16 protein-coding genes are annotated in these 24,547 nt (G+C 44.9%); 8 read left to right on the top strand and 8 right to left on the bottom strand.

The window, feature by feature from the left end; translation table 11 throughout:
- Positions 1–16: 16 nt before the first annotated feature.
- Positions 17–2,131, bottom strand: a complete 2,115-nt coding sequence (locus ACQY73_RS05740) for a tetratricopeptide repeat-containing sensor histidine kinase (protein WP_428662710.1) — start codon at positions 2,129–2,131, stop codon at positions 17–19.
- Positions 2,132–2,437: 306 nt separating this feature from the next.
- On the opposite strand from ACQY73_RS05740, the gene ACQY73_RS05735 reads away from it, so the two are divergent.
- The 5 genes from ACQY73_RS05735 (at position 2,438) to ACQY73_RS05715 (ending at position 6,349) form a co-directional block, all read left to right on the top strand.
- Positions 2,438–3,139: a hypothetical protein gene (locus ACQY73_RS05735; protein WP_428662708.1), complete on the top strand. Its 702-nt coding sequence runs from the start codon at positions 2,438–2,440 to the stop codon at positions 3,137–3,139.
- A gap of 19 nt (positions 3,140–3,158) precedes the next feature.
- Positions 3,159–3,368: a hypothetical protein gene (locus ACQY73_RS05730; RefSeq protein ID WP_428662705.1), complete on the top strand. Its 210-nt coding sequence runs from the start codon at positions 3,159–3,161 to the stop codon at positions 3,366–3,368.
- 28 nt (positions 3,369–3,396) lie between these two features.
- Positions 3,397–4,599 (top strand): acyltransferase family protein, encoded by a 1,203-nt coding sequence (locus tag ACQY73_RS05725; protein ID WP_428662703.1) that lies wholly within the window; start codon positions 3,397–3,399, stop codon positions 4,597–4,599.
- A gap of 24 nt (positions 4,600–4,623) precedes the next feature.
- Positions 4,624–5,109 (top strand): hypothetical protein, encoded by a 486-nt coding sequence (locus ACQY73_RS05720; protein WP_428662701.1) that lies wholly within the window; start codon positions 4,624–4,626, stop codon positions 5,107–5,109.
- Between the two features lie 160 nt (positions 5,110–5,269).
- Positions 5,270–6,349: a hypothetical protein gene (locus ACQY73_RS05715; RefSeq protein ID WP_428662699.1), complete on the top strand. Its 1,080-nt coding sequence runs from the start codon at positions 5,270–5,272 to the stop codon at positions 6,347–6,349.
- A 22-nt stretch (positions 6,350–6,371) separates the two neighbouring features.
- Here ACQY73_RS05715 and ACQY73_RS05710 read toward each other — a convergent pair whose 3' ends face one another.
- The gene (locus tag ACQY73_RS05710; protein WP_428662696.1) at positions 6,372–7,388 is read right to left on the bottom strand and encodes a ChbG/HpnK family deacetylase; all 1,017 of its coding nucleotides are present in this window, start codon (positions 7,386–7,388) and stop codon (positions 6,372–6,374) included.
- A 240-nt stretch (positions 7,389–7,628) separates the two neighbouring features.
- Between ACQY73_RS05710 and ACQY73_RS05705 the strand changes: the two genes are divergently transcribed.
- The gene (locus ACQY73_RS05705; protein ID WP_428662694.1) at positions 7,629–10,802 is read left to right on the top strand and encodes a SusC/RagA family TonB-linked outer membrane protein; all 3,174 of its coding nucleotides are present in this window, start codon (positions 7,629–7,631) and stop codon (positions 10,800–10,802) included.
- A gap of 36 nt (positions 10,803–10,838) precedes the next feature.
- Complete coding sequence (locus tag ACQY73_RS05700) at positions 10,839–12,467, top strand: RagB/SusD family nutrient uptake outer membrane protein (protein WP_428662691.1); 1,629 nt, start codon at positions 10,839–10,841, stop codon at positions 12,465–12,467.
- 441 nt (positions 12,468–12,908) lie between these two features.
- On the opposite strand, the gene ACQY73_RS05695 is transcribed toward ACQY73_RS05700, so the two are convergent.
- The 5 genes from ACQY73_RS05695 to ACQY73_RS05675 all read right to left on the bottom strand — a co-directional run bounded on the left by ACQY73_RS05695 (position 12,909) and on the right by ACQY73_RS05675 (position 20,105).
- On the bottom strand, positions 12,909–16,037 hold the full coding sequence (locus tag ACQY73_RS05695) for an efflux RND transporter permease subunit (RefSeq protein ID WP_428662689.1): 3,129 nt from the start codon (positions 16,035–16,037) through the stop codon (positions 12,909–12,911).
- 93 nt (positions 16,038–16,130) lie between these two features.
- Entirely contained in the window at positions 16,131–17,189 is a 1,059-nt protein-coding gene (locus ACQY73_RS05690; RefSeq protein WP_428662687.1) for an efflux RND transporter periplasmic adaptor subunit, read from the bottom strand.
- A 17-nt stretch (positions 17,190–17,206) separates the two neighbouring features.
- Positions 17,207–18,532, bottom strand: a complete 1,326-nt coding sequence (locus tag ACQY73_RS05685; RefSeq protein WP_428662685.1) for a TolC family protein — start codon at positions 18,530–18,532, stop codon at positions 17,207–17,209.
- Between the two features lie 75 nt (positions 18,533–18,607).
- On the bottom strand, positions 18,608–19,084 hold the full coding sequence (locus ACQY73_RS05680; RefSeq protein WP_428662682.1) for a MarR family winged helix-turn-helix transcriptional regulator: 477 nt from the start codon (positions 19,082–19,084) through the stop codon (positions 18,608–18,610).
- A 265-nt stretch (positions 19,085–19,349) separates the two neighbouring features.
- Positions 19,350–20,105 (bottom strand): TrmH family RNA methyltransferase, encoded by a 756-nt coding sequence (locus ACQY73_RS05675; RefSeq protein ID WP_428662679.1) that lies wholly within the window; start codon positions 20,103–20,105, stop codon positions 19,350–19,352.
- Positions 20,106–20,141: 36 nt separating this feature from the next.
- Here ACQY73_RS05675 and ACQY73_RS05670 point away from each other — a divergent pair, with 36 nt between their 5' ends.
- A complete protein-coding gene (locus tag ACQY73_RS05670) occupies positions 20,142–22,868 on the top strand; it encodes a BamA/TamA family outer membrane protein (protein ID WP_428662676.1) in 2,727 nt (908 codons plus the stop codon).
- A 256-nt stretch (positions 22,869–23,124) separates the two neighbouring features.
- Here the strand turns inward: ACQY73_RS05670 and ACQY73_RS05665 are convergent, their stop codons facing one another.
- Positions 23,125–24,534, bottom strand: a complete 1,410-nt coding sequence (locus ACQY73_RS05665) for a TolC family protein (protein ID WP_428662674.1) — start codon at positions 24,532–24,534, stop codon at positions 23,125–23,127.
- Positions 24,535–24,547 lie beyond the last annotated feature (13 nt).

The following is a 24,547-nucleotide window of genomic DNA, read 5'->3' as shown; positions in this document are numbered from 1 at the left end:
GGTAAATAGAAAAAAATCAGGAAAGTGCCGGAGTAGGTATATGAAGTGGCATGGTAAAGGCCAGGACGGTTCCCTTGCCGGCGTTGCTTTCAATGTTGATTTTTCCGCCGATCTCCTTCATTCGTTCTTCAAAATTTCGTAACCCATTACCCTGTTGTCGCGCTTCAATGCAGTCAAAGCCTTTGCCATTGTCGGTAATGATCAGTTGTAACGTGGCTTGCTCAACGTTATACTTTATTCGTACCACCGTTGCTTCGGCGTGTTTTACAATGTTATTGAGCGCTTCTTTATACGCCAAAAACAAATTGCGTTTAGCGGTAAAAGGTGCTTCGGGCGCATTAGTGGGGATTTGCCAGTCGAGTTCAATGTTTTTGACTGCCAGTGTTTCAATACCATACTGTTGCATACGATCCCAAAGATTCTGCGAATTGTCTTCGTTGAGGGTCCAGATGGTGTCGCGCATAGTCTGGATCATTTCTCGGGATTTGGCGCCGATGCGTTCCAATTCGCTCACCAATTCAGGCGCTGTTTTTTGAGCTTTGCGTTTGGTGAGGTCACTGAAAATGGCAATGGTACTCAGGGCGGAGCCGATCTCGTCGTGCAGGTCGGCCGAAACGCGCTTTCGTTCGGTGGATTGCCCTTTTCCAAAAGCCTCTTCGATCTCGCGGTTTTTGATGATAAGCTGAATATTGGCCGTACGTAGGCGTTGGTTGTAATGGAAGAGAATTAATCCTAAAAAACTTAACAGGCCCAGCCCTGTCAATAAGAAATTTCGAGTACGATTTTGAAGCGTTACCTTTTGGTTTAATTCGTTGATTTTTAGTTTGTTGATTTCCTGCTGCTGTTTCTGTTGCGCTTGTTGGGCGGCCGCTTTGAGGGCTGCCGTTTCGAGACTGCGCTGCAATTCGGCTTTTTCTGTTTTTTCTAAAAAGGCGATTTTCTCGGCATTGGCTTTCAGTTTTTCGATTTCGACCTGTTTTTGGAAAGCAACAAGTTTCTGAGCCTGCAACTGCTGCGCTTGCCGGCTATGTAAAGCAAGTTGGTCGAGCTCAAATTGATTTTGCATAAAGATCGACTCATTGTGCTTGCGTCTTGACGATAATGTATCGGAGATATTATTAAATTTTTTGTAGTAAAAAAACGCCTTGTCCCATTGTTCTTTGGCTTGGTAAGACTGATAGAGCGCATCGTAACACTGACGGTCGGTGACCAATAAAGTGCCTTTCACCATGGCCTTTTCGGCAAAAACAATGGCTTGGTCGTAGTTTTTAAGAAAGCAATACGTTTGGGCCAACGAGGACCAAACATGAAAGGTCATGTTGCGATTTTTCATGCGGGCGCTTTCCTTTTCCGCTTTTAAGAACGACGAGATAGCCTGCTCGTAGCGCCGGTAGTAAGAATACAATTCTCCCAAATCACTGTATAAATAATAAAGGCTGGTAGCACTTTGGGTGGGTTTGATTTCTTCTATGGCATCCAATAAATGCCTTTCTGCTTCCGAAAAATCAGTAAGTCGGCGGTAGGAGTTGCCTATTTGCTGTAAGATATTGCTGTGATAAAATACATAGTTTTTCCCAACGGTGGCTCTATGTTCTTCCAATTCAAGGCGTGCCAATTGAAGTTCATTCAATGCTTTCTGATATTGCTCGAGGGCAATCAATATTTCCCCTAAACTGAGTCTGAATTTCCAGCGCTCGGGTTTTAAAAAATTATTTTGCTCGATCAATTGAATAGCCTCGTGGTTGAATTGCAGCGCTTTGGGAAAATTCGGTCGATTTACCTGATAATAAGAAGCCGCCAAATATAATCCTTTCAGTTCGTCCCGAGGCTGCCTGTATTCATGTGCCAATGCGATCAATTTTTGGGCATAAAACAGTGCACTGTCTCTTTTTCCGCTGCGGGCACGGTAGACCAAAGGCAGGTAAGCAAGAGCGTTTAGCTTGAGGGTATCATTCTTGAGATTGGATTTCAGGAGGGATACTTCATGCCAATTGCTCAACCCAACCTGAATGAGACTGTCCACATACAGCGTATCGGCGCGTCGGTCAAGATTGAGTTCCGGGAGTTTGCCGGTTTGTCCAAAAACCCATGAGCTGAAGAAAATCCACAGGAGGAATAAAATATATTTCATTGGTTGGGTAAAGTCAGGATATCCTCAAAAATATGATTTTTTATTACTCTTTTTTAGCGTAAAACTACCTGTTTTTCAGTCGAATCTATACCTATAATTAGGGATTGAACTATGCGTGGAAAGCGCTGAACTTTGGGGCATGGCTCTGAAACGTTTATTCATTATCTAAATAACACAATTCACCTGCCTGATTCTTAATGATAATCATTGAAAATGTCGGTTTTTACCAATTGAGTATGACCTGATTTTTGATTATTACTGCGACTATGTCTAGCTTTTAAACCCTTACAATAACTACTACTCTTTATGGAAACATCTTACAAAAACATCAGTTACTTTTTCGTGGGTATTCTGCTTTGCGTATTGGTGGGTTTTCATCAAACCTATACTGCCAAATTTCCCACTTTCGAAGGGCTTACTACCGTGCATCATTTCCACGGAGCCATGCTCATGGCGTGGTTTGGAATGCTCATTGGGCAACCGTTGCTCATCAAATACCAAAAACGCGAATGGCATCGCCAACTCGGCAAAGTGTCGTATGTGCTTATACCGCTGGTTTTGTATTCCATTTTTCTGGTGACAAAGACCCAATACCTCCGAACTATTTCACAAATGCCTAAAGAAGTTGTCATCGGAGGGTTGGCGTTGGATATTCCTGATATTGTGGTATTTGGATTGTTTTATGTGTTGGCGATGGTCTATCGTCACAGGCCTGATTATCACATGCGCTACATGATTGGCACCTCATTATTGATGATTGGGCCGGGTATTGGCAGGGCTATGATTATTTATGGGGGGCTTGCTTTTCCTGTTGCCATTATTTATACCATGTATTTTACCGAATTGATAGCCGCCATCTTCCTCGTTTTAGACTATATCAAGGGCCGATCGATCAAGCCTTTTGGGGTCATTTTAGGCTGTTTAGTTGTGTTGCATCTTATCTGGAACTATCAAATGTCCGGTTGGTGGCAGGCGTTTGGAGGGTGGTTTGCCAATGTATTTTTTTAAAATAACTCCCTGCTTAAAGATGAAAAAGGCTTTTTTATTTATTTCTTTTTTGCTTTTGACGAAGGAAAACTCCTTTGCCCAATCTATTCTGAGGGGGTGGCATTCGTGGGTTTGGGCCGACTCAAACGTAATTGTCCGGGGAGGTGCTAATAAATACTTAGACAATAGTTACGCCTCAGGAGGCATTTATCTCACTCCTAAAGCACTCTGCCTGTATCAAAAGAATTGATCATACTATCCTATATTCCAAGAAGTGCATGAAACTCTCTACGCCCTACCTTTCCAATCTTACGCCGCTGCGCGGCATTGCAGCCTTATTGACCGTCATGTTTCACGTCGATCTGATGCTCGGCGGTGGTGGAAATTTGCTCCTGAAGTTCAAAGACTCGCTGTTGTTTACCCGAATGTATCTCATGGTGGACTTTTTTTTCATCCTGAGTGGATTCATCATGGTTCACGTATATGGACGATGGTTCGCCGATTCAGTCAGCAGTAGCGAGTTCAGGCGGTTTACGGTGGCGCGCTTTGCGCGGGTCTATCCTTTGCATTTCGTGACGCTGGTCTACTGCGTGGGACTCAAACTTTGGTTTGTGGCCGCCGGAGGAGTTGACACTAACCCAATGGATACCGTCAGCAATAATTGGGCGGCTATTCCGAGTCATTTGCTGCTGTTGCACAGTATGAATGTCAATGAATGGTTTACGTGGAACAACGCCTCCTGGTCTATCAGTACTGAGTGGTGGATGTACATGCTTTTCCCGTTTTTGGTGAAGCCTTTTATGGGGTTGAAATCTTTGGGCAGAGCGGTGGTTGTGTTGGCTTGTTTTGCGGGTTATCTGTTCATCATGTTTGTTATTGTGCCCATTGTTACTGTTCCTGCTTCCATCCCTTTTGTCGCGGTCAATCCTGCCGATCTGACCATCAATGTATCTTACCAATACGGTTTTTTGAGGTGCCTGTTTGGTTTTGTGTTAGGCATGATGGTGTACCAATATTATGTTGAAGGGGCAGCTAAACGGTTGTTTGCCAATGGATATGTGTTGGTTCTGTTCACATTGGGCTTGGGGCTGTGTTTGCATTTTGCCGTACCGGATGTAGTTACCGTAGCTTTCTTTCCGCTCATTTTACTTTCGGCGGCGTATGGCAGTCAGCGCACGGATGCGTTTTTTGGAACGGCACCTTTGCAGAGAATCGGTGATTGGTCGTTTTCGATTTACTTAGTTCACCAACCACTAATGTACACCATTGCCACCATTATGACCTACCTCAATCCGCCGAATCCAAAGGCGCCCGCCGGCCCGCCACCGCCTCCAATGGATACGCTCACGGGTTGGCTTATCTGTCTGGCTTTTATTGCCTTTACCCTGCTTGTCTCATTTCTGACTTACCGTTTCGTGGAAGTCCCCGCACGAAAGTGGATCAATGCACGGTGGGAGAGTAAAGTAGTTTTAAATACATAAAATTTACCTTAAACGATTACAACTATGTCAGATGCGTATTTAATTCAAATTAGTGAGTTGCAGAAAATCACGACATCCAAGCAGGTAGTCGCGGCCCTGAATCTTCCTGCCGGTAAATACCTTATTTTTGGCAAAGCTAATGCGGCGGCCATGAAATTGAACGGAACGATTGATTTTAATCAACCTTTTGGGTGTACCTTGGTCTGCGGTACTACCGAAGACAAGTGTGGTGGAAATTTGTATTCAAATGCTTCAGAAGGAGGTAATTGGGGGACTGTCGCTCTGAATATTGGCGTTACGTTGGAGGCAGATGGTCGTGTCGAAATGCAATGTACTCCCGGAAATCCGGGTTGTATTCTGTTTTTTGAAGTGGTGATCAGCGCCATCAAAGTAGAAAATCTCACCATAATACACTTAATTCCGCCCGGAGAGTCACGGTTTTCTACACGGAGCGACTTTGAGAAAATCCATTTTGCTATTAATCTGGATGAATTAAAGGTCAAAATCTAGAAAGTTCTGTTTTATAGGTTGAAAAATGATGTCTAAGTTTTCAGGAAACGTTTTGGATAAAGCCGCTGTCCTGATTATAATTGTATTGGCTTATCATTTAGCTGCCTACTATAGAATTTTACAAAGAAACTCCCTTTTTTTATCGCCAAAATGCTACTTTATGAAGATCAATAATTCCTATTGGTTCAAAGCTGTTGAAGTGTTTTGTATGCTATTGGTTCTCATTGGACTGATGCAGTATTCAGAAAGCTTGTCCAAACTGCAATGGACAGTAGCAAATGATGTTCAATTGATACTGGCCGTAGGCGGAGGAATGTTGATTTTGAGCGCGCTATTGGGCTACCTATGGTATAAATTTGTCAAAAATACAGAGATTCATTATTGGATTCAGGCAATTATTGCACTGTATACTGCCCATATGATCACCACATATGGAGCGGCTAAATTATTGAAGACCCAATTTCAGGCCCCCAAATACATCCTCGACACGCCCATCGGCGAATTGGATGGTTTTTGGTTGACGTGGACCTATTTCGGCTATTCCGAACCTTTCGCAATGCTGCTCGGTTCATTGCAGGTCATTGGAAGCATTCTATTGGTTTTTCGTAAAACCCGTTTACTGGCAACGTTTATTCTCCTGCCCGTTATGGTCAATATTGATCTGATCGATCACTTTTACAACATATCTCCATTGGCTTATTTTAACGCGCTGCATTATACTTTTTTGTTGATTTTTCTACTGATGTTGGATTATGAAAAATTAAAAGAAACGTTCTTTTCGTATCGGGATACGTTGAGTATCAATTGGAAAAGCGCCGGCTTAATGCTGTTGCGGGTGATTGTGATCAGTGGCGCATTTTTTCACATTTACTCGCTTAGAAGCGGTCTTCAGGAGCCCACAGCCATTAATGGTGTTTGGAAAGTGGAAGAAATCAAAAAGAACAATCAAACGATGAACCCCGCCGCCGCTAAGCAAGATTCGCTCTGGTCTAAAATTTATTTTGAGTGGCGATACGGTTGTTTATTGAAGCACGACGCCGATAAATTTGACGCTAAAAAAGACTTGCGCGGACAGTACAATGTTGACGAAAAGAAAAAAGAGATAACATTGAGTCTTTTCAAAAAAGATGGCAGTAAGCCGGATTCTCTAAAGTGGAATTACCGACTGAAAGACAGCACATTGATCGTTCAGGGAATGTACCGAAATGACTCTTTATTGATGAGATTGAAAAGGATGTAAGCTTGGCAAAAACAACATTCTTTCATTCAAGCGCCTCCTTGATACTGATGAGCTTTATATTGCGCTCGGCAATCACTTTTTTGACGGCTGCGCTCGTAAATGCCCGCGTAACACCTTCCCGGTCGTAGGCAACATTTTCGTATCCTTCGTGCCCCACGCCTTTCATGTCGCCACTGTCGTAGCCCGGATGCTCGATCAAAAAGTGAGTGCCGGGCGTAAGGTTTTTCAAAATAGTCACCAGATCCTGCTCTTTTTGTTCGGGCGATTTTGTAGCTCCGCCAAAACCTTTGACATAAGAAATTCCCTGTGGCATTTGAATGGGCAATTTGTATTCGGCTGCAAGTCTGGCCACCAACGCTTTCACTTCCGCGTTGGCGTCGGTACAACCCATGTGTGATGAAAGATGACTTGCCCAAGGCAGATACTTTTTCACCAATTCGATCTGTGCCCGAAACTCGCGTTCCACTTCGGCGATGTTGATGGTTTTTTGGAGTAAGTAGGCACTGTTCTTCAATTTCTTATTTTCCCAAATAAACTGCGGGAAATACCCATCCAAGTTGGTGAGGGTAGGAGCGGAGGTCAGAGGACGCCATTTGAGGTTTTCCCATTCGCTTGTCAAACAAAGGTGAACACCGACATCGTACTTGGGTTGGGTTTTCAATAGTTGCACGGCTTCCATGAACCACGGCGCGGTAGCCAAAATTTCCACTGATTTGCTGATACCATCGGTATAGACTTTCATGCAGGCCTCGTTGGCGGTGTGGCAAAAGCCAATATCGTCGGAGCGGATGATTAGGCGAATTTCGTTGGTGTTCTGTGCCAATGTCAGTTGAGTATATAAGAGACAGAGAAAAAGAAATTTTCGCATAGCGTTAGATATATAAAGAACCTGATAGATGCTTTTATAAGTGCTGAGGGTTTCAATAATACTCGACGGTTGAAAAAGAGAAACACGTATAATGGATAAAAACAGGATGATCGACGCCACGTTATTGATGAACTGTACGTATGGATTGATGAAAGTACTTTCATCAATCATTTTATCCAAACTAACTTCCACAATGAGAAAAACTACTACTACTTCAGAAACGTTTACAGCACTCAGTTCTACAAAAAGGCGATTATGATTCGCTTATAGAGTATTATTTAAATATTTTATATAGATACTCCGGTATATTCTAAAATTTTATTTTGTTTTAATGGTTTTTTAATTTCTTTAGATAAATAAGTTTCTTCTTTTTTAGTAAATTGCTATTCTTAACTTAAACTAAATAGTCGTATGAAAAAAATGCTACTTGTTAGCCTACTTATGGTAGGCTGGTTGGGCGTGCTGTATGCCCAGGAACGCAAAATAACCGGTAAGGTCACCGCTTCTGACGATGGCTCTCCACTGCCCGGGGTTTCAGTATTAGTAAAGGGCACAAGCCAAGGTACTACAACAAACGGCGACGGTGCGTATAGTCTTACCGTTCCTTCAAATGCAGGAATTTTAGTGTTCAGTTTTGTGGGGATGACTCCTTTGGAAATTACCATTGGCAATTCGACAGTGATCGACGCAAAGTTGCAGTCAGATACAAAATTACTTTCCGAAGTGGTTGTAACGGGTTCGGGGATTGCTATTTCAAAAGCTCGCCTGGGTATTTCGGTAGAAGCGGTAATGGCAAAGGATCTGCCTTCTACGCCAAGTGCTTCGGTAGATCAGGCACTTATCGGTAAGATTCCCGGTGCGTTGATCAAAAGTGGTGATGGTACGCCGGGTGCGCCTGTCAACATTTTGTTGCGCGGGATCAACTCGGTCAATCGTGGAACAACGCCGATGATCTTGGTAGATGGTATTCAAATGGCCGCCACCGACCTTAACAGCTTGGATCTGAGCAACATTGAGCGTGTTGAGGTAGTGCAGGGAGCAGCGTCAGCTTCTATCTACGGTGCGCAGGGTGCCAACGGGGTAATTCAATTGTTTACCAAAAAAGGGAAGAACGGACAATTGAACATCGACTTTTCGACGGGTATTACCAATAATACTTATCTTAATATTGGAGGAGTCGCTAAATCACAGTTTCATGGATATAATACGGATGCAAGCGGCAATGTGATCGGTAGTTCAGGGAAGCCTATTACCATTGATCCTACAACCGGCGCGTATACTGAAAACGTTATTTGGAACAGTACTGATCCCGCCAACCTGACCAATAAACCCTACAACGCCAATTTGAAGTATCATGATCACTTCAGCGAATTTTTTGTGCCGGCCAATACCTACAACAACAGCCTCTCTATTTCGGGCGGGAAGGAAAAGTTTGATTTTAGCCTTTCGTTGGCAAACAACCATCAGAACAGCAACTTTTTGGATAATGGTTATAATGACCGTACCAATTTGGTATCAAACGTTGGGGCTGAATTGGCAAAAGGGCTGAAATTGCGCAGTACTACCCAGTTGGTATACACTAAAAATACCGTTAACGGGAATCAGGGCCTGGTGTATCCTATTTTCAATAGTCGCGCTTTTGCTGACTACGATGCCAGACTCACAGATGGCAGTCCCAGTGTTTATTTGGGCGATGCGGTTGGGGTAAACGGAAATAACCCCATCTATACACAATATTATACAAACTCATTAAATAATAAAGTAGACGTTCTTCAAAGCTTTAACTTAAATTATAACATCAATAAGTTTGTAGAACTGGATGCTAAATATGGGCTTAACTACCGAGTGGAAGACAAAACTTTTACTGCGCAAAATCAGTCGGAGAACCTGAATTCAAATGCTACATCGCACTGGTCAGGTACGACCATTTCGCCCGACAATACCGGTGGGATTGACAAGTACAACTACAAAACTACGTTTCAGAACTTTTTGGCAACGGCCTACATTCGGACCGATTTCAAAAACGATTTCAACCTGAATATTCCGATCACTACCACTACGCAGGTATCGTTCGATTATCGTAAAAACAAATACCAAGAGTATTCTGCTGCTACGGCCGGTTTGCCAACATACACGCCTTTTACTTCTGAGCAGGGAACGTCATTTAAGGTGTTCCGTGATTATACTGAGCCTTTTATTACGTACGGCTACTTAGTCAATCAGCGCATTGAATACGGTGAAATTGTGGGGATATCGGGTGGTTTCAGAAGCGATTACTCGTCGGCATTCGGTCGCGGTTCCAAGCCGTTTACGTTCCCGCGCGGAGATATTTATTTCCGGGTTTCATCATTGCCTTTCTGGTCAAACAGCAGCCTGTCTGACCGTATTCCCGAATTTAAGCTGAGAGCGGCTTACGGTGAAGCGGGTATTCAACCACAACCTTTTGACCGTTATGTAACCCTGAGTACCAAAGTGTTAGGTGCGGGCAATGCCTTTTATTTCTCGCCCAATCAAAACAACCCTGACTTGGGTGTAGAGGTGTCAAAAGAATTGGAAATAGGAACGGACCTGACGTTTAACGTTACGAAAGGATCTGATTGGCTAAATAACGTACGCCTATCGGCTACGTACTGGAAAAGAAGCACCGACAACGCTATCTACAACGTTGACGTAGCGCCATCGACCGGTTCGGGAACGCTCAAAACCAATGCTTTCTCGATTGGTTCCAACGGATTCCAGGCTTCTTTATCAACAACAGCGTTCAAACAGCGCGGCTTTACCTGGAATACGACCGTTAACTTTGGAAAGCAAACTTCCAAGATCTATTCGGTGGTAGGAAATCAGGAAATTGTGGTGATCTCCAACGCGGGAAGTACCAACTACGTGTTGCGTGCCGGAGAGAAGATCGGTCAGTTATACGGCCACTTCATGTTGCATGATGTGAAAGCCCAAAAAGCCGACGGAAGCTATTATATTCCTGAAAGTGAGCAGGCACAATATACCTTGGCCAGCAATGGTTGGGTAGTTAACAAAGCCACGAAATTTCCGTACGTAACGCCCGATAAATATAGCTTTGGTGACCCTAATCCGAAGTTTAACATGTCGTTCATCAACGATTTTACGTTCAAGAATTTCCTGACATTCTCATTCCAATTGGATTGGTTGCAAGGCGCTCACCTTTACAATCAAACCAAAGAATGGATGTACCGCGACGGTATCCACGCCGACTACGCGGTGCCGTTGACCATCGACGGGCAGACGGGAGCCTGGACGGCTTTCTACCGCGGAGTATATGCCGCCGTAACACGGAACGGTACCAAAAATTATTTCTACGAAGATGCTTCGTATGTACGTCTTCGTAACGTTGCCATAGGAATTGATTTTGCCAAAATGACCAAGCTTCCGGTGTTCAAACGCCTCCAATTGGTGTTGTCGGGACGTAACCTGTTGACTTTCACCAAATACACGGGCATGGATCCTGAGATCAGTTCAGGTTCTGTCAACTCAGCTTGGGACAGAGGAACGGACCACAGCACAATGCCTAACTTTAGATCGTATCAGGCTACGCTCAACTTCGGGTTCTAAAAGGAATTGGTGATTGACTTAAAACATGAAATGAAAATGAGAAAGATACAATTATTTATTTTGGGAGCATTGGTGATGCTTTCGGGTTGCAAAGACCAATTGGACGTAAAAAACCCTAACCTGCCAACAACAGGAAGTGCCGATACGGAGAAAGGACTCATTTCTCTGGCGCAGGGAAGCGTGTACATCAACGGATTTTATACCCTCAAATACTTTGGTTTTCAGGGAACATTCTGGGGCGATCCTTTTTCGTACCACGAGATCATGGGGGATAACGTAGGCTACGAAGCGGCCAACCAGCGCGGTAACGAACTCGGCGTAGCCAACTACGTTATATTGGACGATAACTCGAAAGTAAATAACCCCAACTCGCCTCTGCGTCAGCCGGATATGTTGCGTCAGGTAAATATCAACGCCAACGCCAGTGATAACCCGTTATACTACGAGTGGGCGTATATGTACGCCCTTAACGCCGCAGGAAACAATATCTTGGCTTTGGTTGATAAAACTACGTTTTCGGGTAATGCTGAAACCAAAAAGAGCACCTTAAAGGCATGGGCTTACTGGTGGAAAGGTTACGCTTATGCGCGTATTGGTTCGATCTACTACGCGGGTATTATCAACGATGATCCCGTCAATACCAACGGAAAGTTTGTGACCAAAGAAGATATCATCAAAGAATCCAACAGCAATTTTGACAAAGCCGCCGCTGCACTTACCGCTTCTACCAGCGCTACCGATTATGCGGAAGTGGTTGGCAAGTTGATTCCTGATATTTTTCAAGTGGGTAAAGGCGGAGTATTGACCGTAGACATGTGGAAGCGTAACATCAATACCATGAAAGCCCGGAATATTTTGGTAAACACCACCACTAAAACGATGACCGCCGCGCAATGGACTTCCATTCTGGATTTGGTCAATGCCGGTATTCAGACGAGTGACAAGGTATTTACGGGGCGTTCCAATGCCACCAGCGATTTCTTTGCGGCATCGGGCAATACGCCGGCGGCGATCTCCACCGGCGCACAACCGGGATACCACATCAGCGAGCGTTTGGTTCAGGATTTTAAAACGGGTGATAAACGCCTGGAAAACAACTTCAGATCGGATGCTGCTACGTGGATCGGTAACAATGACCGGGGAAATATTTTTAACAGTCGTTGGTATTTGATCGATGGTGGTAAAGGACTGCCGGGTGTAGTGTCATTGGGAACCAGAGAGGTCGGAAAGTACGAACTTTACATGGCGGGCACGTACGAAGAAAACGAATTGATGAAAGCAGAAGCGCTCATTAATACGGGAAAGATCGAAGATGGACTGAAAATTATTGACGCTATTCGTACCCTGCAGGGAGCCGGTCTGGCACCTGTTGCCGGAACCAATCTTGCGTTGACTGCTGCGAAGGAAGAATTGCGTCGTGAGCGTCGTGTGGTGTTACCTTTCAGAGGGTTGGCTTTTTACGACGCGCGCCGCTGGAGTGTGATTGATGATGTATCGGCAGGAGGAGGTCGTACTAACGCCGTGGTGGTAGATAAGAACGGTAAGGTCAATACCAAAGCAACCATTAACTACAACTTCCTTGATTATTGGGATGTGCCCGACAACGAGTTGGCCTACAACAAGCCGGCAGAGGGCAGTGTTCCTGTCAAAAATCCAAAGCAGTAACTCATATGATTTAGTTTAGAGACAATGACGATAAAACCGTTCTTCTATATCGAAGAGCGGTTTTTTTATGGCTAACAGTAAGCGGTTGAGCAAAATTTGATGATTCGGTCGGATTGTAAACAACGGCAGCCGCCGGCCGGTTTTCGCATGTAGAGTGCAGAAGGTTGCTCACAACCCGACCGGTAACCGAAGAAAGAGTTATAAATTTTTTCTCAAGCACTTAAGCGTTTATCAAAAGGGCATAATTGCAAGAGAAAACGAAAAGTTTCGAAATGATCGATAGGCAAATGCCTGAAATCTTGGAAATATTCAAGATTATGGAAGCGAAAAAATGCAAATAGTTGATAAACAGTTGTTCTTATTTGTAAGGCGCAAAAAAAGCCCGCATCAGAATTCCGAAACGGGCTTGAACTAACTAGGGTAAAGTGTGAATAAAGAAAATCAGATAGCTTCTGAAATCGCCGGTTTCTGAGATTTCTTGGGCTTTTTATTTTTTTCGCTGAAACGGTCTTTCAAGCGGTCAACGATCAGATAAGTGGCGGGAACGACAAACAGCGTAAGTACCAATGAACTGGTCAAACCACCGATGATAACCCACGCCATGCCGTTTTTGGTTTCGGCACCGGCACCGCTCGCTAAAGCAATCGGCAACATCCCGAACACCATTGCCAAAGTAGTCATCAGAATAGGACGCATCCGTTCTTTTCCTGCTTCAATGAGTGCGTGAACGACGTCATGTCCCTGTTCTTTTAACTGATTGGTAAAGTCTACGATCAAAATGGCATTTTTCGCCACCAAACCGAGCAACATGATCATCCCTACAATCGAGAAAACCGTCATGCTTTCCATCGTCAGCGCTAATGCCAAGATGGCACCGATCAGGGCTACCGGAATGGAGAATAATACGACGAAAGGATAAATCACACTTTCGTACAATCCCACCATGACGAAGTACACCAACAGAATGGCGATTCCGAGCGCGAGTCCCAAGCTGCCAAAAGCATCAGATTGCTGCTGCATTTGACCCAGATACTGAACCGATACGCCTTCGGGTAGTTTTACCTGCGCCATTTTCTTCTGAATATCAGCCCCTACCGTACCCACCGGGCGGCCAACTACCTGCGCATTGACGGTGATGGACGATAGGCGGTCGATGCGTTCGAGGACGCTTTCCCCGATCTGTTCCTGCACTTTGGCAAACTGCGACAATTCAAATGCTTTGCCTTGATTGTTCACAAAAAGCAGGTGACTTACATCGTCCAGACTGGTGCGGTCAAATTGATCGAGGCTAATGAGAATGTCGTATTCGTTGCCGTTTTGTTTGAATTTAGAACGGTCATTGCCACGGAATGCATTTTGCAAGCCCATCCCTACCTCCGAGGCACTAATGCCCAACTGCGCCATTCTTTCACGATTCAAATCGACCGTAATTTCAGGCTTGGGATCTTTGACCGAATATTTTACATCCTGCGTGCCGGGAATCGACTGCACTACTTTAAGCGCTTCCGCCGCCGTTTTACGAATCACTTCCAAACTCGTTCCTTTGATCGCGATTTGAATGGGTGCCTGCGAAGAACCCACAATACTGGCCGGACTTACCGTTACTTTTACGCCGGGAAGCTGACCCACTTCTTTTTTTAGCATTTGCCCAAAATCATCGGTCGAGAGTTTCCGTTGTTTTTTATCAACGAGCTTCACGTTTATATCCGCAACGTTACTGTTGGAAGCCGTACTTATTCCGCTGCTGGTGTATCCAATGTTGGAGAATACGTTCGTCACTTCAGGGTGTTGCATAATGATCTGCTCGGCGCGTTGGGCAATGGCGTTGGTTTGATAAATAGAAGCCGTAGGAGCCATTTCCAACTGAATGGTCATTTCTCCCTGATCACTTTTAGGCATAAAGGCTGCGCCGATAAATCCTGCCGGAACCAATGCAACTGTCCCGACAAATAAGGCAATAACGCCAAGGTACAACCAACGTTTGTGGCCAAGCACCCACGTTAAAGCGCCGGTATATACGGCAATGACGCGGTCAAGGAAATGCTCAAAACCGATGTTCAGTTTTCCCCACAAACTTTTGGGATTCAGGGTTTCCATTTTTCCGAAACGTGAAACCAGTAAGGGTGTCAAGGTAAAGGAAACAACCAAACTCATCAGGGTAGAGAAAACAACTACGAGAGAGAATTCCCGCAAAATATTTCCGATCAAACCACCCGTAAGCGCCAACGGTACGAATACCACCACGTCGACCAAGGTAATCGCAAGAGCCGTAAAACCGATCTCACTCCGTCCGTCGAGGGCGGCGGTTCGGCGGTCTTTGCCCATTTCGAGGTGTCGGTTAATGTTTTCCAAAACTACAATGGAGTCATCGACCAGAATCCCGACCACCAATGAAAGCGCCATCAGCGTCATCATATTGAGCGAAAAGCCCGCCAGATACATCAACAAAAACGTAGGCAGAATAGAAGATGGCAAAGCCACCAACACAAACAACGACGAACGAAAACTGTGCAAAAACATCAGCATCACGACCGACACGATCAAGATCGCCAAAAACAAGTCGTCAACTACCGCGTGAGCCGAAGCCAACGTGTAAACAGATTGGTCGGAAGCGATGGTGAATTTCAGGTGTTGACTGTTATGTTGTTTTTCCAGTAATGTAATTTTTGCCCGCACCAACTCGCTCACTGATACCGCGTTGGCATCCGATTGTTTCAGAATTTGAATACCGATCGAAGGTTTGGCGTTGATGTGGTTAATGGCAGTTGGTTTGGCGGTTGCATCAACAACCTCTGCCACATTTTTCAACAATACTTCACTGCCATCGGCCCGACGTGCCACGACCAGATCGCGCATGCGGTTGGTGTTAGCGATGGAGGCATCAAAACGAATGGAATACTGCGACTCGCGCGTTTCAAGCTGCCCTGCCGGATAGCTGGTGTTGGCGCTGTTGATGGCCTGCGACACCTGCACAATAGAAATACCGTAAGCGCGAAGTTTTTCGCTGTCAACGTTTACCTGAATTTGGCGCTCATTTCCTCCGATAAGGTTCACTTGCCCTACGCCGGGAACGTTGGAAAGTTGCGGCTTTAACTCATCGTCGATCAGGTCGAAAAGTTCGGTAGGTGATAGTTCGGCCGTAACCCCCATCCGTAGAACGGGTAATTCGTCGGTCGAGAATTTATTGACAATGGGGCGGTCAGCTTCGTCGGGCAGCGAGTTAATGATCTGCTCTACTTTCCGTTGGGCATCCTGTTGGGCCAAGGTCGTATTAATGCCGTTCTTCAATTGAATGGTTACAATCGACACTCCCTGTTGCGAAGAGGAAGTCATGCGATCAAGTCCTTCGAGTGATGATAACGCATCTTCGATACGTTTGGTCACGTTGGTTTCTACCTCATCGGCAGAGGCCCCGATGTAGGTCGTAGCTACGCTGATAACGTTGGCTTCAAATTTGGGTAATAGATTGTAGGACAGTTGCTTGTAGCCCAGCACACCGAACAAAATCAGAACGATAAATACCGTTGTGACCAAGAGTGGTCGTTTGACGGCAATTTCGGTTATTGACATAGTTGTAATTTTTTATTTTCGATTATGCCATTGGAATTGCAGATTCTCGATTTTCAATAAATCGCCAATCGAAAATCCACAATCGCTGATGGCTTATTTTGTGATCTGTACCGGTTTGCCTTCGCTGAGGTTGAGTTGGCCCGTTACGACCACTGTTTCGCCCGCTGAAAGGCCGCTGAGAACTTCTATTTTATCGCCCAATTCGCGTCCAAGCTTAATGACGCGCTGTTGCGCTACGTTGTTGTTGACCACGTACACGTACGGATTTTTAAGACTTTCAACCAACGCGATGCGCGGAATCTGCAGCGATTTTTGATTTGATTTCTGCGAAAAATCAACGTTAACAAATGTTCCTGCTTTTAAACCGTTAGTATTATTGACCGTAATTTCGACCGGATAATTATGTTCGGCGCTTCCCTGCGGCGCGATGTACGAGATCTTACCCGAAAGAGGCTGGCCCGGAAAGACATCGCTGGTAATGCGAACGGGTTGACCTAAACGCAGTTGATACACATCGCTTTCGTTGACCTGCACATCTACTTTCAGACGCGCTACATCCAACACCGTACCGAGTACAGCTCCAACGGTGATGTACTCACCTGCTTCAATATCTTTCTTAATAATACGGCCGCTGATGGGCGATTTTACGTTGGCGTCCTGCAATTGCTTTTTGATCTGCTCCGCCTGATTCATGGCGTTTTCGTAGTTATATTTCACATCGTTCACCTGAAGTTCAGTGGTAGCATTTCCTGCCAAAAGCGTGTTGTAGCGGTCAACGTCTTTCTTTAACTTGTTGATGGTGAGTTGCGTAGCTTCCAATGACAATTCTTTTAATTTATTGTCGATCTGAACCAGTACTGATCCTTGGCTTACCTGCGAGCCCAATTCAAAATTTACGTTGGTTACTCGACCGGCAGTCGTAGCCGTGATGTTGGCTTCTTTGAAAGGAATTAAATTCCCCGTTTTGATAAGCTGCTGACTTACATCACCTTCTTCTACCCGACTCACCGTAACGGGAATGGTGGTGTTGACGGTGGTGGTAGGCAACTGATTCTGTACGTCTATTTTCTTTTTATTGGAGGAGAGACGAAAGGCAATCAGACCGATGATGGCCAATGCGGCTCCGATGACGATGAATGTGGTCTTTTTCATTATGTTGGCCGGATGTTCTAAAGTTGATTATAAAAAGTAAGTAATGAGCCCTGCGATTGTTCCAGATCAAGGCGGGCTTGGTAAAAATTGATCAGTGAATTGATGTAATTCGACTGCGCCTGTCGGTACGAATTGTCGGCGTTGATGAGGTCCGTCAGTGATTTCGTGCCTTGTTTATATTGCAATGTGGTGATGTTATAGACTTCCTGGGCCAGCTTCACGTTTCGGTCGTCGTTCTGAATGTTCGTTTGCGATTTTTGGATCTGCGATTGCGCATTGCTGAACTGCAATTGATACGCAGCCGTATTCAGTCTAAGTTGTTCTTCCTGCGTCAGCACCGTCAGGCGGTTTTGCTGAATCTGCGCATCACGCTGAAATCCGTCAAAAATGGGAATATTCAAACGTAATCCGATGCTGCCGAAGCCCGTAAAATTGCGGAAGCCATCGGCAAATTTATTACCCAATGCCAAGGTGCCGTAGTTAGCCGTAAAATTTAACGTTGGCTGATAACCTGCCTTGGTGCGCAACAACTGAAGACGTTGAAGGTTCAGATTGGCGGTAGCCTTTTGGTACGAGATCAGGCTCTGCGCGTTGAAGTTAGATTGCTCCAACGTAGGTACCTGTTTCAACAAAAGTGTATCAGAAAGGGTGAGCTCTTGGTCCTGCGAAAGGCCCATTTGGTATTTTAAACGGTTGAGAGCCAGTGCCAAATTGTTTTCGCTAAGCGAAAGTTGCGAGCGCGTATTGTTGTAAGTAACTTCTGTATTGGTATAATCAATCGGTTGAAGAACTCCATTGTCGCGTTGCAACTTCAGGATATTCAATACCTGCTGTGTGCGGTTGAGGTTGTCTTTGAGCAATGCAATTTGCTGTTGGACAATGAACACCTGGTAATAATTGGTGGCAATGTTGTAGATGATCTCCTCGCGCGTTTGGCGAACATTCAGATCGGCCAATTTTTGATTTGCTTCGTTGGCTTTGATGCCAATGAGCAACGATTTGTCATAGATCGTCTGGGTCAATTGGGCCGAGAGATTGGTTTGGTACTTGGAACCCAATGAGATACGGGTCGGCTCAGGGCCTGCAAAGCCTGCCGGAAGCAGCGTGGATTGCAGTTTGAGGTTGTCCGTATAATTCCCCGTTCCGGTTACTTGGGGCAAATATTGTCCAAGCGCCTGACGCGCCTGTTGGTTGGCCGTTTCCACCTGATATTGCGCTACCCGAATGGTGCCGTAGTGTTGAAGGCCATAATCAATACATTCTTTCAACGACTTGCCCTGTTGCGCTGAGCCGGGCAAGATCGCTGCCATTGAGATCATTAAAAAGGCTGCTAATCGTTTCATGTTTGTAAAAAATAAAGAAAAATTTGTATTGTTGATATATCAATGGTAGACATATCAACTAATTAAATAAAAAAACTAACTTTCCATTGTTGCGGTGATTTTTCTTAACAGCGTCAACATGGTGGAAACTTCTTCCGGGGTAAGTCGGCTTGTTATTTCCTGATTGATCGCGGCAGCTTTCTCGCTGATCTTTTCAATCGTTAACTTTCCCGCCGGAGTAAGTTGTACTAAATTTTTACGGCGGTCATTGTCATCTGCCGTAATTCGAAGGTATCCATCGCGCTCTAAAGTGCGAATAGAGCGTTGAATGCCCGATTTGTCCTTCTGTAAAAAATTGGCAATATCCTGTTGTGAAAGCGATCCTTCGGTGGAATGGGCGAGCAAAAACAAAATAGGAAACTGTTCTACCTGTAAAGAAGAACCCGATTTGCTCAACTCACGGTTTACCTTGCGAATAAACAGGTGCGATACCTGATTGATGTTGAACGTCAAAAGCTGTCCCAAACTGTTATGGATTTTCTCCTTGATGTTTAATTCTTCCTGCGTTATCATGGCACAAAAGTAAATATAGTTGATATATCAACCAAACTTTTTTTGAAAAAGTTTATAAACGGCTGAAAAGAAAATTGAATGGCAATCCTCCGGCTCGTTGCAAAATAGAATAAGAACCGTTTTTTCGGACCATTTGGCAGATACTAAAGAAGCAAATTTGAAAGAGGAAAACGGAAAAGTGTTTTTCGAAATAACAAATAAAGAGTGGTACGTATTACCGCTCACCTTTGAAATACAAAGAAAGCCGTAATAGGATTTCGGGCGTTTATTTCCTCTGCAAATTATCCAGTACCACCGCTGCTGCAATGCCTACATTCAACGATTCTGCGCCGCCGAAGCGCGGGATCGTAATTTTTTGAGAAACGAATTTCTCGACCGTCGGGCTAATGCCATTGGATTCATTGCCCATTACGATGTAACCGGTATCGGTAAAGGTAGTTTGGTGAATGTTTTTTCCTTCCAGAAATGTCCCATATACCCCTGTTCCCTGTTCCGTATTCCTCACTTTTTCCAAATATGCAGCCAACTCCGTATAATACCCTCTCACGCGCGTAAATGACCCTTTACTCGCGGCGATGACTTTGGGATTGTACCAATCGGTGGTGGTCAGGGAGCAGATGATCTTGGTGATGCCATACCAATCGGCAATGCGGATGATGGTGCCCAAATTGCCGGGGTCGCGGATATCGTCGAGCACGAGTACGTATTCTCCCTTTTCGGCATACAAAAAATCGTTCGGTTTCGTTTTTACTACGGCCAACGCGGCGTCGTTGGTTTGCAGCGTGCCGGCGCGGGAAAGTTCGTCGGCCGTGGCTATTTCGACGCGAAAAGGTTGTTTATCCAATTTTTGACTGTTTTCTTTGTAAAATATGTCAGTAGTAACAACCGATTCAATCTGAAAATCAGACGCTAACAGTTCTAATACACTCTTGGCACCTTCTACCAAAAAAGTATTGTGTTCTTGCCTATATTTCTTTAATTGCAGTGAATGAAGGTATTTTATTAGATTTTTGGATAACATTTGCGTGATATATCAATTTTTCAAAAAGGATTCTGAATGCTTCGAAAAGCCGGTTTTGTCGCTCTGAAAAGATTTTATGCTACTGCGGGGCATGTGCCCGAATTGTCAAAGGGCAAAGATACAATTCAGTATCATAAAGCGACTAAACCGGCTCAATTGTCGACCCTGTTTTTAGTCGGCTCATTTTTCTTTTTGGCAGGGTGCTCCCACAAAAGCGCTCTCAAAAAAGACGAATATCTGTTGGGAAATCAGCTTTTTAAAGGAAATTCTGCGGTAAAAACCGAAGACTTGGAGCCATTGTTACCCCAGCGGCCCAACAAACGTTTTCTGGGAATTCCCGGCGCTACGGTTTCACTTTGGATCTATCAGGCGTTGGACAAACGCTATGACCGCGAAACCCAACGCATTCGATTTGATACACTTAGCCGCTATTATGAGCGTCAATTCACCTTGTACGCTGATGACTCCCGCAAGCTTTCCCGACTTCGCCGAAAGTATAATCGGATGGTGAATAAATACCGTCTCCGAATCGAAGAAGGAAGCTGGGCAATGCGCACTTTGGGCGAGCCACCTGTTTATTTTTCAGAAAAAAATGCCCGAAATAATGCCCTTAAGATCAAAGGATATTTGGTCAATGAAGGCTATCGGGATGCCAATGTCGAATTCCTGCCCGATACGATTTTCGGCAGAATTCGTATTACGTATAACATTGCCGAGGGGCTGCCGCATATATTACGAAATGTGGATGTTCTGACGCACAAAGACGCCGACATTGATAGCTTATTATCCTCCACCAAAACCGCATCCTTCCTGAAATCGGGCAATAATTTCAAATACAGTGACGTCGTAAGTGAAATAAGCAGGGTTGAGTTATTGATGCGAAACAATGGCTATTTCGGATTTGATAAAAATTACCTTCGTCCGGTACAAAGTGCCACGGGAAAGCGAAACGGCGGCTTTTTGGTAGATACCACGGGGCATAATTCGGCCACAGATTCACTTTTCCATATTGTAGATATAAAAGGATTGCAGGTAAATTATCCTCGTAATCAGGATAAACACATCCGTTATCGATTTAATCCTGTAGGTTTTAGGGTAGAAAGCCTGCCCGGTGAACCCCCTTTTTCGACAAATGATACGACAATATACCGGGGCATTAATTATTCATTTACCCCCAAACATTATTATGCACCCCGTGTGTTGGATGGAAAAATTTTGATCCGTCCGGGGAATTTGTATCGCCAACTCGACTGGGACGAAACCTTTCGTCAATTGAGTGCATTGGATCAATTTCAGTTTATTAACATTGATACCGACACCACAGACAGATACATAAAAACATTGATTCGGGTAATTCCGCACGACAAATACCAAGTTACGGGGGAAGGCGGGGTCAATGTCGTGCAGAATTTGCCGGGGCCGTTTTTGAACGGCACGTTTCGGGTACGCAATATTTTCGGACGACTTGAGAATTTTGAAGTATCCCTTCGCGGCGCATTGGATGCCAACTTTGGGCTAAATAACAACGCTGTCTTGGTTCGGACGCTTGAAATGGGAGTAAACACGGCATTGATTTTTCCACGCTTTTTGTTTCCGGGAAAAATAGCCGCCGGTTTTAACCGAAAAACGCCCCGCACCATCGTCAGTCTTGGATATAACTATACCAACCGCGATTTTTTGGGTTCTGACCCCGATTTTATTCGGAGTGGTTTTCAGGCAAGTTTGAGGTATAACTGGAAAAAAAGCGAATTTGAATACTTAAGCCTTACCGCCGTGGATTTGAGTGTTTTGCAAAGTAAGCAAAGTCGTGAGTTTGGAAAATTACTCGACTCCCTTTACCAATACGGCGGTAATCCGCTTAAATTCAGCTTTCAGCCTGCCGTTATTTCAAGTGTTAGTTTTTCGTATATTTTTAATAACAACATCATTGGACAAAACCGTCGCGCTCATTATCTAAGGCTCTTTGTTGAATCAGGCGGAACCGCGTTGAGCCTTCTGGAACCAAAAAAAGTATCGTTAGGGTTGGAAGGATTTGAGTTATATAAGTTTCTGAAAGGCAATGTTGAATACCGAAATTATAAACCGATAGGCCCAAAAAGCACATTGGTATACCGTGTCAATACCGGGTTGATCTTTAACTACAATAACCGCCGCGTAGCACCCTATGAAAAGTCACTGACGGGAGGAGGAAGCAACAGCCTGCGCGCTTGGCCGCCACGGCGATTGGGATTGGGTTCGGCGTATCCAAATGTTGACTTACAAACGGGCAGCCCGATTTTCAGAAACGGTGAAACCACCACACTGCAACCCGGCGTGACGAATTACAGCGGTTATGAGTACCGTTTTGAGCAACTCGGCGACGTGCTGATGGAGGCTAACATGGAGCTGCGGGGGCATTTGTTCCGTTTTGTGGGCGATATTAATTATGCACTCTTTGTTGATGTCGGCAATGTGTGGCGCTTGCGGCTCGACAAAGGCACCAGTCCCAATCAAAATACGTTGAACGGCGTATTTGATCTTAGCCGTTTTTACAAAGAGATCGCCGTTGGAACAGGCGTTGGGCTGCGCTATGATTTATCGTATTTTATTTTCCGTCTCGACATGGGCATTAAAGTGTATGATCCCAGCCGAAAATTTGTGGTTAAAGATACGGCCGGACAAACCACTGCCATTGATGAGCGCTACTTGCTTCCCAAGTTTTCTTTCCGACGTTCAAGCGCCAATTATCCCGTTTTTAATATTGGGATCGGGTACCCTTTTTAGAGGACGGATCATGGAGAATCGGAAAAAGGAATCCGGAAATACTTAACACAAAATGATAGTTCCACGAGCCGACTCAGGTTGCTCACAACCTGAGTCACTTCCGTTCCCCGGTCGGGTTGTGAGCAACCCTCTGCACAGGGCACGCTTACGTGCAGAGGGTTGTTCACAACCCGACCCCCAAGGGTATAGAGAAAGCGAAGCGATCTTTTTTTTGTTTTTATAGTACACTGATTCCTTAACCTTTACACTTTTAACTTTACTCAAATGTTCCGGCGGCAAACAGCAGTGTGGCTTTGGCTTTTTCGTATTTTGACTTCATAGACTCGAGTTTGACTTTCAGTTCGTTGAGTTTGGATTCGCGTTGATTGACCAGAAATAACTGACTTTCTCCGATGCTGAATCGCTGTTCTTCTGCCCGAAGCACTTGGGCCTGACGTTGTACCGCAATTTGCTGCTGAACGATTTGCCCTTCCAGGTTTTTGACATCATTGTACGCCGCCTGAACATCATTATTGATCTCCCTTCGCAATTGCTGCAATTCGAGCGTATTCTGAAATTGTTTGACACGAATGGTTTCTAATTTTCCACGCTCCTTTCGAAACAGCAAAGGCAGAGAAAAATCAACGTTGAGTTTATAAAAAGCGGGAAAAGTCCCCGTATCCGGAATTTTAGAATTAGTCAAATGGCGATGCATATAATTGAGCGATGACAGTCCAATGTCAAAGCGAGGTTTGAGCATTTCGCGCCCCAAGCGCTCATCTACGTTGAGTTGTTGGGCTTTGAGGTCAAGTTTCCGGATTTCGGGGTGACGAAGCCGCGCGGCTTCGAGCAAATTGGCCAAGGCCGCAGCATCAATGACCTGCCCGGCACTTAGTTGGGGAACGGCTGTTTCGGGCAGTTCGAGAGGCGCACCGTTGGCATCCCAAAGATGATTGGAGAGTCTCAAACGGGCATTTTGAAGGTCGACCGTAGCTTGGTCAAACATGACGCGACGGTCGAGCAGGGTCACTTGGGCATCGGCAGTATCAATGGCCGGCAGGTCTCCCTGAATGACGCGCTTGCTGACAAGTTGGAACCGTTGGTTGGCAAGTTCATAAAACTCTTTGATAAGCAGTTGATTACGATACGCAAAATACCATTCCCAATACTCTTTCGCCGCTGTAAGGATCAATTTATTAACCATTTTGACGCGCTCGGCTTCGGCGATATTCTGAAAAATGCGGGCGTTTTGGAGCGTGGCGCGGCGTTCGTCGATGACAAAGCGTTGCAGAACAGGTACGTTAAACCCCACATAACTCAGCCCATCAATCGGCGTTCGGATATCGGTACCGAGTACATCTCCTATATTTCGCTCAAAACCTGCCTTTAGATCAATGCCTCCCCAATACAACGGTACTTTGAGTTGATTGTCCCAAAAATTGAAATAGGTTTTATTTTCAAAGTATTTACGGTCAAAATTAACCTCCAATTTAGGGTCAAATCCGCCTTTTGCCATCAGTAACTCAGCCTTGGCTTGGTCTGAAAGGGAATTGGCCTGACGCAAAACCGGATGGTTTTTAAGCACCAGATCGTAGTAATCACGGTACGAAAACACCTTTGCCGTGTCGGTTTGCGCCCATAGGCAAGTGTGAAATACTATGAGTATCAGAGTTGCTGTTTTTTTCATGACATTGGAACGC

The organism is Runella sp. (genome assembly GCF_965279615.1).
In the GTDB taxonomy this organism is placed as follows: Bacteria; Bacteroidota; Bacteroidia; order Cytophagales; family Spirosomataceae; genus Runella.
The sequence above is the reverse complement of the archived record's forward strand: the minus strand, read 5'-3'. Positions and strand labels throughout refer to the sequence as shown.

Bases quoted from the DNA above. Each gene is read 5' to 3' on its own strand.
- ACQY73_RS05695 (WP_428662689.1), bottom strand. From the start codon at position 16,037: ATGTCAATAACCGAAATTGCCGTCAAACGACCACTCTTGGTCACAACG.
- ACQY73_RS05715 (WP_428662699.1), top strand. From the start codon at position 5,270: ATGAAGATCAATAATTCCTATTGGTTCAAAGCTGTTGAAGTGTTTTGT.
- ACQY73_RS05705 (WP_428662694.1), top strand. From the start codon at position 7,629: ATGAAAAAAATGCTACTTGTTAGCCTACTTATGGTAGGCTGGTTGGGC.
- ACQY73_RS05670 (WP_428662676.1), top strand. From the start codon at position 20,142: ATGCTTCGAAAAGCCGGTTTTGTCGCTCTGAAAAGATTTTATGCTACT.
- ACQY73_RS05685 (WP_428662685.1), bottom strand. From the start codon at position 18,532: ATGAAACGATTAGCAGCCTTTTTAATGATCTCAATGGCAGCGATCTTG.
- ACQY73_RS05720 (WP_428662701.1), top strand. From the start codon at position 4,624: ATGTCAGATGCGTATTTAATTCAAATTAGTGAGTTGCAGAAAATCACG.
- ACQY73_RS05700 (WP_428662691.1), top strand. From the start codon at position 10,839: ATGAGAAAGATACAATTATTTATTTTGGGAGCATTGGTGATGCTTTCG.
- ACQY73_RS05690 (WP_428662687.1), bottom strand. From the start codon at position 17,189: ATGAAAAAGACCACATTCATCGTCATCGGAGCCGCATTGGCCATCATC.
- ACQY73_RS05730 (WP_428662705.1), top strand. From the start codon at position 3,159: ATGAAAAAGGCTTTTTTATTTATTTCTTTTTTGCTTTTGACGAAGGAA.
- ACQY73_RS05710 (WP_428662696.1), bottom strand. From the start codon at position 7,388: ATGATTGATGAAAGTACTTTCATCAATCCATACGTACAGTTCATCAAT.
- ACQY73_RS05675 (WP_428662679.1), bottom strand. From the start codon at position 20,105: ATGTTATCCAAAAATCTAATAAAATACCTTCATTCACTGCAATTAAAG.
- ACQY73_RS05725 (WP_428662703.1), top strand. From the start codon at position 3,397: ATGAAACTCTCTACGCCCTACCTTTCCAATCTTACGCCGCTGCGCGGC.
- ACQY73_RS05740 (WP_428662710.1), bottom strand. From the start codon at position 2,131: ATGAAATATATTTTATTCCTCCTGTGGATTTTCTTCAGCTCATGGGTT.
- ACQY73_RS05680 (WP_428662682.1), bottom strand. From the start codon at position 19,084: ATGATAACGCAGGAAGAATTAAACATCAAGGAGAAAATCCATAACAGT.
- ACQY73_RS05735 (WP_428662708.1), top strand. From the start codon at position 2,438: ATGGAAACATCTTACAAAAACATCAGTTACTTTTTCGTGGGTATTCTG.
- ACQY73_RS05665 (WP_428662674.1), bottom strand. From the start codon at position 24,534: ATGAAAAAAACAGCAACTCTGATACTCATAGTATTTCACACTTGCCTA.